Origin of the sequence: Bacillus chungangensis, assembly GCF_030812995.1 — a bacterium.
Classification (GTDB): Bacteria; Bacillota; Bacilli; order Bacillales; family Bacillaceae_C; genus Bacillus_CF; species Bacillus_CF chungangensis.
Map to the genome: position 1 here is coordinate 1 of NZ_JAUSTT010000007.1, position 11,909 is coordinate 11,909.

Genomic DNA, 11,909 nt, shown 5'->3' on the forward strand with positions numbered 1-11,909 from the left:
GCTTGGTAAATATAGATAGCTAACAAAAGTATCTAGTTCCCAAGAAGCTCCCACTTCAATCAGACCGCAAGGTCGATAAGTGGTGAGTAGTTCACCTGTGCGGACTATGCCCAAAATCCTGAATTATTAATGGGGCATGTTTTTGGGATTAAAAAAGGTGCATATACAGGCGCTTCTCAAGATGAGATTGGATTAGTAGAACAAGCGAATGGTGGAATTCTTTTTCTCGATGAAATCCATCGATTACCACCAGTAGGACAAGAAATGCTTTTTTATTTAATGGATAAAGGAGTATATAGACGATTAGGAGAGGCTGGAGTCGATCGGAAAGCACAAGTGATTTTAATCGGTGCGACAACAGAGTCCCTTGAAGAAACACTTTTGCCAACTTTACTGCGGCGTTTTTCACTAAAGCTTACTGTTCCAGCATTAAGAGAGCGCTCCGAAAAAGAAAGAAAACGATTGCTTTATTTCTTTTTAGAAAGAGAGGCAAAAAAAATGGGAGTGCCTCTATTTATCACTGCTGATTGTCGAGAAGGATTTCTTCAATATGCATGTACGGGAAATATTGGGCAATTAAAAAGTGATATTCAAATTTCTTGTGCTCGTGCATTTTTACGGTATATTCAGCAGAATGGAACAGAAGTGACGATTAAAAAGCAAGATTTGCCGTCTTATGTGACGAGCAGCTTGATGCCTGAAAAAGAAATGATTGCGGATGAACAAAAAATCTTAACCTCTCCTTTCAATGAGACATATCCATTTCCCAATATTTATTCACAGATTAAAGGTGCATCCAGCGAAAATTCATCCCCGAAAAATGATCAGCTGCAAGCCATTGTTGAACATTATATCAATGAATTAAAAGAGAGTTCTGAAAAGCGAGCGGAGGCTGAGCCAGCTTGGGCTCGATTTATTGATCATGATATATTAGAAGCCCTTAGAGAGGCCGCATTTTATTTTAAAAATGAATTTCCTTTTGACTATCACATGAAGCACTTGGTCATTATTGGCATGCATTTACAAGCTTTTCGAAAACATTTATTAGATGGAGAGCGGACTCAGCGGCTCCCTCTTCATGATGTAGCCAAACCAATTTATCGAGAAGCAGCTCAAAGGCTGGCTGACTTTTTACAAGAAAGAATCCATCTGCACTTGCCGCGAGAAGAAGTTGAGTTGATTGCGCATTTCTTTGCACCACAAGAGGATGGAAAAAGAGAAAGACGCAGCGTTGCTATTTTGGTCGCTACCCACGGTGATTCTACTGCTAGTTCAATGGCATCAGTTACAAATTATTTATTAGGAAACCAGGTGATTCATGCCATTGATATGCCATTAAATGAACCTACAAGTGTTACTTATCATCGGCTATTTAAAAAGATAGAACAGATTCATCAAGGTTCAGGTGTTCTGATGCTTGTAGATATTGGCTCACTCGTAACAATAGGGGATACGCTGAAAAAAGATCTAGGCATTCAAATTATGACGCTTGCCAATGTGAATTTGCCGATGGTGATTGAAGCAGGAAGAAAATCACTGATAAAGGAAAATGAATTAGAGTCTGTTTTTGAAGCAACTAAAAAAGCCTTTTTAACGCTTGCACCAGAAAGACAGCGTGGAGGTTATCATAAAAAAAAGCAGCGCTTAATTGCAACGGTTTGTTTTACTGGGGAAGGGACGGCGCAATTACTGCAAGACTGGCTGGAAAAACAGTTAGTTGAAACAGATTGTGATGTTGTTATTAAAGCAATCCGGATTGATCCTGTCAGTCGTGACGCAAGTATCCTTCTAAAACTTAAAGAACAATATGAGTTGATCGGTGTTGTCGGAACCGTTCCTGTAGAAATAGATGGTATTGCTTTTATTCCAGCATGGGAATTGCTGCAGGAAGATGGAAAGACGCGGCTTCATCATTTATTGGAATTTTCTCGTCCACCCGAGAAAGAAGAGGACAGTGATATACAAATCGAGGAAATACCTATTCTTGTTGAACAAGGATTAAGTCAAATTGTTCATTGTCTTAATCCAAAATTGCTTTGTCAGCTTTTAAAGACCCATCTACCTTCCATAAAAGCGGCCTATCATTGGGATATCAACCGTGAGCTTGGGATGTGGATGCATATAGGCAGCGTCGTCGATCAAATGATTCAATCAGAGCTCGAAAATGGTGTTATCTCTCTTCACAGAGATAATGATGTTCAAACTGTCAAAACAACGGAGACAGATAGCGGAATATGGCGGCCTTTATTTCAGGCGATTGAAGAGAATTTTCATATTATCATTCCAGAAACAATTCAAATGGAGCTGATTGCTTTAGGAATGGCACAGTAATTGCTAGAGAAGAATGATTGTGAGAGACTGATGAAATTGACGAATAATGGAAAGTAAAAGAGGGCATTCATTCAACGGCCTAATGATATTCTTATCATATACCCTATTAATTAATGTAAGGAGATGAGCAGCCATTCCAATTAGTATATTAGAAAACGTATACGAAGCTTCTGTATTACTGCTAGTCTTATGTTCATTTTTTTATTTTATCCCACATCTAACTGGCAGTAAGACCCCCACCTCAAGATTTAAGAGGAATCGAAGTCTAGGTGGGGGATAACTGCCAGTAAATGTCCGATTGGTTCAACTAACCATGAGTGGGGGATGAGAGAAAACCCCCACTCATGGAAGTTTCACTTTATACAGCTAAGAAGAATGAAAAGAAAGAAAACTTTCTCTTTTTGAATTTACAATGTATATGGTCATTCAACTTGCATATTTTCTTTGGGCAGGCAGTTCTCTTCTTATCATTTTGTCAACATAAAAATGGAATAATCATGTCATTAGGGTCTGCCCTAAAAGTTAAACAAATAGACTTTGGATCAGTCCTTTTTCATATGATCATTCCATTAGAGTTGGCTGAAAAATAGCGTTTTATAAACATATCAAGTGTGCAATGTGTGCAGATATTCATTTTGCACACTTTTTTTTGTTGCAAAAAAGCAGCAGCCATGCGGTGTCATCATGTTGGCACAGTAATTGCTAGTAAGGATGTTTGTGAGAGACTTTTTCATTTAATAAAGAAGGGAGGTTACTGAAATGAGTCGTTTTGCTAAACTTTATGTAATCGTTTTTTCCGTTATTTGGATTGGTTTTGGCCTACTTTGTGTCATTCAGAAAAAACCAGCTGGATTAACGGTGCTGCTTTTCGGTATTGCTTTTTCTGTCGTTTTTTTCTTTGCTACATGGTTTAGTCAATGGGTGTTATGCAATTATCAGAAAGTTGATCGACAAAGCAAAGAAATAGCAGCTCAATTAAAGAATTAGTAAGTAGACTTTAAAAAAGGAAGCATCTCTCACAAAATAAAAGTTGGAGGAAAAAAAAATGAGTGAACAGATTAAATTAATTATTTTATGCAGTTGGGGAGCAACTTCTAGCCAATTAGCCAAAAAAGTACAGGAAGCAGCAAGCAAACGAAATCTCAATGTCATTGCAGATGCAGGAGGCACCGGAGAATTTAAGAAAAAAGCAAAAGATTACCATGTTGCTCTCCTGGAGCCGCAAGTTCGCCATTTAAAAAAAGAAATGACAAAAGTAGCAGAGGAATATGGTGTTCCAATTGATCTTGTCGAACAAAGAGCCTTTGCATTAATGGACGGAGATAAAGTGCTTGATCAAGTGTTGAAATTGCTCGAAAAATAATCGGGGAGGAATAAAAAATGAATGCTGTTCAATTTCTTGAAGATCGTTTGATGGGGCCTTTAAGTAGATTTGCACAAAACATTTATTTACAATCAATTCGTGATGCCTTTGTCATTTTTGCCTTGCCAGTTATTTTAACAGGAGCGATCTTTCTTATTATTGCTAATCCTCCAACTACCATTGATTGGGGAATCATTCATGCGTGGGAAAGAGGTATTGCTCCCATTCAAGCTCAAATTATGTTCCCGTTTCAATTAACGTTTGGTATCATGGCCTTGACTGTTGCTTTTGGTGTCGGATACAGCCTAGCTGAGAGGCGAGATATTGACTCTGTCATGGCTGGCATTCTTTCGATGTTAGCGTTTTTAATGACGACATTCCCAGTCACTGACATTACGCAAGTGCCATTCGGAGAAATTTTAGATTATTTAGGTGGACAAGGTTTATTTGTTGCAATTTTGCTAGGGATTATGACAACAGAGTTGATGGCTTTTTTTATTAAGAAAGGCTTTGCTTTTGAAATGCCGGCAGGAGTACCGCCATATGTGATGAGGACTTTTCGCGCACTTGTTCCATTTATGGTGATCCTTCCACTTGTGTGGGCAATGGAGTGGATTGTGTGGTCTAACTTTGGGATCACGATTCCACAAGCAGTCTTAAATATTTTTAAACCGCTTGTCTCAGCATCAAACTCCTATTTTGCGGCAATTGGTATGAGTTTGCTGATGATGATCCTATGGTCTATGGGGATTCACGGGATGAATGTTGTATCTTCTGTTGCTTATCCTTTTTGGATGAGTCAGCTTGCCCAAAACGCAGATGCTATTAGTGCAGGGAAACAAGCAACTGGTATCGTAACAGAACCGTTTTTTCATATGTTTACACATATTGGCGGGTCTGGGGTTACATTAGGATTAGTCATTTTCATGTTATTTTCAGCTTCCAAACAGATAAAACAAGTTGGTAAAACAAGCTTAATACCATCTATTTTTAATATTAATGAACCAGTTATTTTTGGATTGCCAATTGTATTAAACCCGATACTGATTATTCCATTTATTTTAGCTCCAACAGTTATTGTGACATTGAATTATATTTTATTCGCAACCGGAATCTTACCGCCAGTAGTCATTCAGCCTCCATTTACAGTCCCGATTTTTATAGGTGGTTTCATTGCGACTGGGGGATCTGTTTTCGCTGGTTTCATACAAATTGTAAACGTCGTTATTGCCGCTCTTATTTACTTGCCATTCTTTAAACGTTATGAAAAAACACTTGTCAAACAGGAGCAGGAAGCTGCTGCTTCTGAAGCATAAAATATAGAAAGCACATTGAAAATGAGGTGATTTGCAATGAGTTATGAAGATACATCATTTCAACTTATATTACATGGCGGAAATGCTCGTGGAGAAGCCTACGAAGCACTTGACGCCGCCGAAGCATTTGATTTTGAATTAGCTGAAAAACATTTGGAAGCAGCAGAAAAGGAATTTGTAGAAGGACACAAATGGCAAACGAAGCTTATTCAGAGAGACAATAAAGAGGATGAACCGAACTTTTTGATGATCCATGCACAGGACCATTTAATGACAGCACAGGCGGAATTAAACTTGATTAAGCGCCAAATAGAAAGTTATCGCCTGATAAAAAAAATGGAACAACGCATTGCAGTATTAGAAAAACACTGTGCTGCTGAAAAATAGGAAACTCCTTATATCATGATAATTATTGGTTTCATTTTGCAATTAAAGTAGAGATACGTTATGATAGAATGAAATAAAATAGTGATCACATGTTACTGATTCGACCAGGCATGGTGAAACTTTACAAAAGTGTTTCTACGCTTTTGTTTCGTTCACCGTGCCTTTTTTGTTTGTCACGTGCAAGTTACAAACTCGTTAGGCTATTGTATTGGCCTAGAATCTTACGAGAAGAAATGAGGGATTTTCATAGAGCTGGAGAAATCATGAAGTTAATAAGAAATACCTAGTTCTTTGCTTATATCTAGGTGAGAGAGCAAGGGGTGATGCAATTGAAGATTAAAAAAATCTTGAATAACAATGCTGTCGTTGTAATGAGTGGGCAATTGGAGAAGATTGCGATTGGTTCTGGCATCGCTTTTCATAAAAAGAAAAATGACCTCATTAATCCTAATAAGGTGGAAAAGATGTTTGTGATGGAAGAACATGATAAATTTCAGCAGCTGCTTCTCCAAGTTCCAGAAGAGCACTTTACTTTGTCGGAGGACATTATTTCCTATGCTGAAATGAAGCTGGGTTGTAAGTTAAACAATCATATTCATATTGCTTTAACTGATCATTTGTCATTTGCAATTGAGCGAGCTAAAGAAGGCATTCATTTGCGAAATAAACTGCTTCATGAAATCAAAGTACTTTATAAAAAAGAATTTTCCATTGGTACATGGGCGCTTCATCGTGTGAAAGAAAAACTTGACGTGCACATGCCTATTGATGAAGCCGCCTACATAGCACTTCATCTGCATACAGCAAAGCTTCCTGAAGGCAATATGCAGCAAACAGTCCGGCAAACAACGATTATTAGCGACATGGTTCGAGCTATAAGTGAATACTTGCAAATTGAAATCGAAGATGATGACATTGCCTATCAAAGACTCATCACTCACTTGCGCTTTGTCATTACACGGTCTGATCACATAGAACTGCATACAATGGACAAAGAAATGTTAGACATGATCAAGAAAAAATTTCCTGTTAGTTTTCGCTGTTCCCAGGAGGTGGCCCGCTTATTAAAGCGTGATTTTGCCATACAGCTTCCTGTTCAAGAACTGGGGTTTATTGCTCTTCATATTGAACGTTTACAGAAGCGCTCGAATGAAGATTAATGCAACATTAAAATGAAGATGGAGGTATGGATGATGTTAGGTTATCTTCAAAGACTTGGTAAATCATTGATGCTGCCTATCGCAGTATTGCCAGCAGCTGCATTATTGCTGCGGCTAGGGCAAGATGATTTATTAGATATTCCAGTAATGGCCCAGGCTGGTGATGCTCTCTTTAAAAATTTGGCATTGCTATTTGCGTTAGGAATTGCCATTGGGTTATCAAAAGATGGCAGCGGGGCTGCTGCTTTATCTGGTGCCATCGGTTATTTAGTTCTCACATATGTATTGGCAGCCATAGATGAAAATATTGATATGGGCGTATTAGGAGGGTTTATAACCGGAATTATATCGGGTCATCTGTACAATCGCTTTCATACAATTAAACTGCCAGATTGGCTTGGATTTTTCGGTGGGAAACGGTTTGTTCCCATTATTACCTCGATTACAATGATGATCGTTGGGGTTCTTTTCGGATTTGTCTGGCCGCCAATCCAAGAATTTATCAATTCAATCGGAGAGTGGATTATTGGAGCTGGCGCACTAGGAGCGGGAGTATATGGTCTCTTAAACCGGCTGTTGATACCTCTAGGACTTCATCATGTCATCAATACGTTAGTATGGTTTGTTTTTGGTGAATATAACGGGCAGACAGGGGATATTGCTCGTTTCTTTGAAGGCGATCCAACTGCTGGAACGTTTATGACAGGTTTTTTCCCGATTATGATGTTTGCATTGCCAGCGGCAGCGTTTGCGATGATTCTCGCTGCTAAAAAAGAAAATCGCAAGCTTATATCAGGCATGCTGATTGGTCTTGCTTTCACTTCCTTTTTAACAGGTGTGACAGAGCCGATTGAATTTATGTTTATGTTTCTATCGCCATTGTTGTATATCATTCATGCCTTATTAACTGGGTTATCAATGGGATTAGCAGCAATGTTTGGCATAAAGAGCGGCTTCGGTTTTTCAGCCGGAGCAATTGACTACTTGCTTAACCTGGGGATCGCAACAAAACCACTGCTTATTATTCCGATTGGGCTTATCTATGCAGCTGTCTACTTTATCATTTTTTATTTCTTAATTGTGAAATTGGATTTAAAAACGCCGGGCCGTGGGGACGATGATGAGTTCCTTATGGACGTGGATGCTGATAATGAGGTTGCGGCGGGCAGCGGCCTATCAAAATATCAATCTCTTTCTGTTCGTTATTTAGCTGCGCTTGGCGGCAAAGAAAATGTCACTTCTATCGATAATTGTGTAACGAGATTACGATTAAAAGTAAAGGATGCCGATCGTGTGGATGAACCGGAACTTAAACGACTAGGTGCACGGGCAGTTGTAAAATTAAGCAAGACAGATATTCAAGTGGTTATAGGGACAGATGTGGAGTTTATTGCAAATGAATTAAAGAAATATTGAATATAACTAGAGGATAGTGATGTTCATTAATGGGCAAGTAAGAGCCATCAATGGGGGAGATGAGAAACCCCCATTGATGGTCGTTTCACTTTTTGTACGCTTGTATGACTCTTTGCGAATGTGTATACACATTCAACCTCCTATTGCGAATAAAACCTACGGCTGTAATGCCAAGGTCATGGGCAAGATCAAGGGCAAGCGACGTTGGTGCTGATTTAGAAAGAATAATGCCTGCACCGATTTTGGCTACTTTTAATAGAACTTCAGAGGAAATGCGGCCGCTAAAGACGATGACTTTATCACGGTGGGCAATATGATTGAGCAGGCAGCTGCCATAGATTTTATCGAGAGCATTGTGGCGGCCGATATCAGAATAGCCAACAAGCAGCTTTTCTGTAGAACAGAGAGCGGCGGTATGGACACCGCCGGTTAGTTGAAAATCGGCAGAAAAATGCTGCATTTGCTCCATTAAGTTGAAACATTGTTGAATGCTAATGGTTGTTTGACTCGTAATCGTTTTAGCTGTTCTAGCATCATTATGAAAATAAAATTGTCTGCTCTTCCCACAACAAGAACCGATAAACCGTTTTGAAAAAAACTCCTTGTTAATCGTTTGTTTTTGTACTAGCTCAACATATGCAAATCCCCGAGCTTCATCTATGGAAAGAGCATTAATTTCTTCAGGGCGGCGGATAAAACCTTCTGAAGCTAAAAAGCCGATGACTAGTTCTTTAAGATGAGTTGGCGTACAAACCATTGTCGCAAATTCATCGCCGTCAACGTAAATGGTGAAGGGGAACTCCACTGCAATTTCATCTGTTGCTTGTTTAAAGGAGTTTCCATCAAATTTCAGAATCTGTTTACTTCGTCTTATTGGATTGTCCATCGTCTCACCTATTTCTAACTAATCTCCATCTCTAAATCTTCAATTCTTTTTTCTACGTATTTTGTATCTTTTTGGGCATGGAAGGTTTCTGCCTTTTCCACGACAACACCAGTATTATATTCAGGAATCCCAGCGTATTTTTCATATACGCCTTTTGGAATTAAGACATTTCCTTCCGGCCAGTATACTTGGATGTTGCCTTCCCGTGTATCAGCATACTTTGCTCTGCCATGGTAAACGCCAAATTTATTATAGGCAACAATTGCTTCCCCTTCTTTAATATTTAATTCATTCGCATCTGCTTCATTGATAAGAATATCGTAGCGATCAGCATTGTTAAATGCATCTTTTTCTCCATAAATCATTGAGTTAAACTGTTTGCCACGTCTTGTTGTCACATAGAAGTGTCCTTCAGGCTTCCTTAGCTCTGGAAGCTCAATTGGCAAGAGATTTCCTTTACCATCAGCGGTTGGACAGATGCCATCTTCACAAAGCCAAGCCCCTCCCCACTGAAATACATCCCCTTTTTCTTTCAGATGTTGGATGCCATCGTAATTTGGGTTTGCTTTAGCAATTTCAGCGCGGATTTCTGCAGCATTTGAAAAATACATCAGCTCTTTTGCTTCTGGCTTGATTCGAGCTGCCAAATCAACATATATTTCCCACTCTGAGCGGGCTTCTTCAATTCGCGGCCCTTTAATCTCAGGAGAAAAGTAGACCATTCTTTCCGTTGATGTCGATGTTCCGCCGCCTGGTTGTTCATAGCGGGTCATCGCTGGCAGTACTATCACCTCTTCTTTCGCATCTACGAGTGTTGAAGTGTTTAGGATAATATCTTGATGTACACGAAGTTCTACATTTTCTAAGCTTTTTCTCACGAAATCTGGATCAGGCATTGTTTCTAAAAAGTTGCCGCCTGATGTGTAGAAGACCTTCAATTTTCTTTCATTTTCTTCTGGGAGCAGCGCATTTTCAATGGTGACGCCAACGATGTCGCCTTGCCATCTCGGAATCTCAAAGTTCCATATTTTTTCAACCCTATCGATGTTTTCTTCATCGAAGTCACCGCCGGGAAGCACGAATGGGTCTGCTCCCATTTCTCCAGAGCCTTGGACGCCTGAATGGCCGCGAATTGGCATCACACCACAATATTTTCGGCCAATAAATCCACGAAGCATGGCTAAGTTTGCTACCTGTGAAATATTGTCTGTACCAAAGCGATGCTGGGTGAGACCCATAGACCAGACAAACACAGCACTTTTAGCATTAGCAAGCAAAACAGCAAATTCACGCATTCGCTCTTTAGAAAGGCCAGAAGAAACTTCAAGCTGTTTCCAATCCTGCTGTTGTATATGTTCTTTTAATTGTGCGATGCCGTTCGTATGGTTTTCAATAAACGCATGATCTAAAGCAGAGCCTGGATTTTCTGCTTCCATATCGAACCAATGCTTCATTACTCCATTCATGAAGGCGATGTCTCCGCCAATATTTACTTGATAGAAATCATCGGTTATTTTTGTCCCAAACAGCGCTGAATCTGGCACAGAAGGAACCCAATAGCCATCCATTGCCGGCTCGCGATATGGGTTGATGCAAATGATTTTCGTTCCTTTTCTTTTTGCTGCATACATATATTTTGTTGAGACAGGTTGATTGTTAGCGGCGACAGAACCCCAAAAAACAATACAATCGGTTCCAATCCAATCTTGGTAATTGCAGCTGGATGCTCCGATTCCAAGCGAACGCTTTAGTGCCGTTTTACTCGGTGAATGACAGATGCGCGAGGCATTGTCAATGTTATTCGTACCAATAAAACGTGCAAATTTCGCTGCTGTATAGTAGACCTCATTTGTAATGCCGCGAGCAGTTAGAAAGAAGGCCAGTTGTTTCGGATCAATCGTTTTTATTTTCGCTGCAATTCGATCCAAAGCTTCATCCCAAGAAATTCTTTGAAAGGTTGAATCGCCTGGCTTTCGGGATAAAGGATAAGGGATTCTTCCTAGCTTTCTTAAAGCAGCACTATCCATTTTTTGCAATTCTTTGATGTCGCTGTGCAATAGTTCTTTTTTTATTGCCGGCATCGTATTTAAACGCAGCACATTCAATCTCGTTGTGCAAAGATGCGGCCCAGCGAGCGTTTGATCGTATAAGCCTGCAACTCCCAACGCACAGCCGTCACAGACTCCCTGTGTCAAAATCCGGACAGCATATGGCAAATTATCGCGATTATCCCAGACAACTTTCATTGTTTCGCGAATATGCTTAGGCTTTACTTTTCCTAATCCGAATGGAATAGGGCTAACCCAAAGTGATGGATCTGGTGTTTTCGGCAGTTTTATTGGTCCTTGATGTTTTGTTTTTCCCATTTATAATCACCCTTACTATTTTATTTACGAATATCGTACAGTATGAAAATAAGAATCGTGAGCTAGTGAACAATTTAAATAAAAAACCACCGCAAATGCTTATTTGAAAAAATTAGCATTTAACGGTGGTTAGTCTTTAGCAGGATCGCTACCAAGTGCCAACACCTATTATTGATGAATTTGAGCCGCAGTGTGAACTACTCACCACTTATGGAAGTTTCACTTTATTTTTGGCAGACAAATTTTGTTCAATGTTGTCATCGAAAACAAAAATAGACATGCCAAAATCTTTTTCAATATCGATATCGACGAATAATTCGACAAAATTTGCTCCTACAAGCGCTTCCATTTCAGCAGGACGGTTGTTTTTATAAATTTCTTTTACCATTTCTGTTCTTGCAGCACGGAGCATTTGTTTTCCTTCATCGGCGGTAGCGATAAATTTTTCTACAGGCGAAAGATTTCCTTTCATTTCGCATATAGCCCAGCAATTACAAAATGTAGTTTTTACATAACTAGGCCCTTTTCCCATATGGCGCTTTCGGAAGGAGCGAACTAAATTACTGAATTCTGCTTCAAATTTTTTCATCGCCAACAACCCTTTTTGTCTCTATATATAGCATTCTATCATTACTAATGGTGTTTTCTCAATAGTGATGTGCGAATATTCTGCTGGAAAGCAGT

The 11,909-nt window shown here is 39.5% G+C and carries 10 protein-coding genes and 1 pseudogene; 8 read left to right on the top strand and 3 right to left on the bottom strand.

The annotated features are described in order from the left end of the window. Positions 1–108: 108 nt before the first annotated feature. The 8 genes and pseudogenes from J2S08_RS06895 to nagE all read left to right on the top strand — a co-directional run. Positions 109–390 (top strand): annotated as a pseudogene (locus J2S08_RS06895) (sigma 54-interacting transcriptional regulator); the annotation flags it as partial. A gap of 108 nt (positions 391–498) precedes the next feature. Beyond that, positions 499–2,331: a PTS sugar transporter subunit IIA domain-containing protein gene (locus tag J2S08_RS06900; RefSeq protein WP_370875647.1), complete on the top strand. Its 1,833-nt coding sequence runs from the start codon at positions 499–501 to the stop codon at positions 2,329–2,331. A 759-nt stretch (positions 2,332–3,090) separates the two neighbouring features. Continuing rightward, a complete protein-coding gene (locus J2S08_RS06905; protein WP_307227972.1) occupies positions 3,091–3,318 on the top strand; it encodes a hypothetical protein in 228 nt (75 codons plus the stop codon). Between the two features lie 58 nt (positions 3,319–3,376). Further along, a complete protein-coding gene (locus tag J2S08_RS06910) occupies positions 3,377–3,694 on the top strand; it encodes a PTS sugar transporter subunit IIB (protein WP_307227973.1) in 318 nt (105 codons plus the stop codon). A 17-nt stretch (positions 3,695–3,711) separates the two neighbouring features. Then, the gene (locus J2S08_RS06915) at positions 3,712–5,010 is read left to right on the top strand and encodes a PTS sugar transporter subunit IIC (protein ID WP_307227975.1); all 1,299 of its coding nucleotides are present in this window, start codon (positions 3,712–3,714) and stop codon (positions 5,008–5,010) included. 36 nt (positions 5,011–5,046) lie between these two features. Next, complete coding sequence (locus tag J2S08_RS06920; RefSeq protein ID WP_307227977.1) at positions 5,047–5,397, top strand: PTS lactose/cellobiose transporter subunit IIA; 351 nt, start codon at positions 5,047–5,049, stop codon at positions 5,395–5,397. A 323-nt stretch (positions 5,398–5,720) separates the two neighbouring features. Further along, positions 5,721–6,557: a PRD domain-containing protein gene (locus J2S08_RS06925; RefSeq protein ID WP_307227979.1), complete on the top strand. Its 837-nt coding sequence runs from the start codon at positions 5,721–5,723 to the stop codon at positions 6,555–6,557. 33 nt (positions 6,558–6,590) lie between these two features. Then, a complete protein-coding gene (gene nagE, locus J2S08_RS06930) occupies positions 6,591–7,973 on the top strand; it encodes an N-acetylglucosamine-specific PTS transporter subunit IIBC (RefSeq protein WP_307227981.1) in 1,383 nt (460 codons plus the stop codon). Between the two features lie 85 nt (positions 7,974–8,058). On the opposite strand, the gene fdhD is transcribed toward nagE, so the two are convergent. The 3 genes from fdhD to J2S08_RS06945 form a co-directional block, all read right to left on the bottom strand. Continuing rightward, positions 8,059–8,859: a formate dehydrogenase accessory sulfurtransferase FdhD gene (gene fdhD, locus J2S08_RS06935; protein WP_307227983.1), complete on the bottom strand. Its 801-nt coding sequence runs from the start codon at positions 8,857–8,859 to the stop codon at positions 8,059–8,061. Between the two features lie 14 nt (positions 8,860–8,873). Further along, positions 8,874–11,225 carry an FdhF/YdeP family oxidoreductase gene (locus tag J2S08_RS06940; RefSeq protein ID WP_307227985.1) on the bottom strand — a complete coding sequence of 784 codons (2,352 nt, stop codon included), beginning with the start codon at positions 11,223–11,225 and terminating at the stop codon, positions 8,874–8,876. 208 nt (positions 11,226–11,433) lie between these two features. Then, positions 11,434–11,814, bottom strand: a complete 381-nt coding sequence (locus J2S08_RS06945) for a Na-translocating system protein MpsC family protein (RefSeq protein WP_307227987.1) — start codon at positions 11,812–11,814, stop codon at positions 11,434–11,436. Positions 11,815–11,909: the final 95 nt, after the last annotated feature.

Excerpts from the sequence above, each read along its gene's own strand:
- nagE (WP_307227981.1), top strand. The coding sequence starts at position 6,591 with ATGTTAGGTTATCTTCAAAGACTTGGTAAATCATTGATGCTGCCTATC.
- J2S08_RS06910 (WP_307227973.1), top strand. The coding sequence starts at position 3,377 with ATGAGTGAACAGATTAAATTAATTATTTTATGCAGTTGGGGAGCAACT.
- J2S08_RS06925 (WP_307227979.1), top strand. The coding sequence starts at position 5,721 with ATGCAATTGAAGATTAAAAAAATCTTGAATAACAATGCTGTCGTTGTA.
- J2S08_RS06945 (WP_307227987.1), bottom strand. The coding sequence starts at position 11,814 with ATGAAAAAATTTGAAGCAGAATTCAGTAATTTAGTTCGCTCCTTCCGA.
- fdhD (WP_307227983.1), bottom strand. The coding sequence starts at position 8,859 with ATGGACAATCCAATAAGACGAAGTAAACAGATTCTGAAATTTGATGGA.
- J2S08_RS06905 (WP_307227972.1), top strand. The coding sequence starts at position 3,091 with ATGAGTCGTTTTGCTAAACTTTATGTAATCGTTTTTTCCGTTATTTGG.
- J2S08_RS06915 (WP_307227975.1), top strand. The coding sequence starts at position 3,712 with ATGAATGCTGTTCAATTTCTTGAAGATCGTTTGATGGGGCCTTTAAGT.
- J2S08_RS06920 (WP_307227977.1), top strand. The coding sequence starts at position 5,047 with ATGAGTTATGAAGATACATCATTTCAACTTATATTACATGGCGGAAAT.
- J2S08_RS06940 (WP_307227985.1), bottom strand. The coding sequence starts at position 11,225 with ATGGGAAAAACAAAACATCAAGGACCAATAAAACTGCCGAAAACACCA.
- J2S08_RS06900 (WP_370875647.1), top strand. The coding sequence starts at position 499 with ATGGGAGTGCCTCTATTTATCACTGCTGATTGTCGAGAAGGATTTCTT.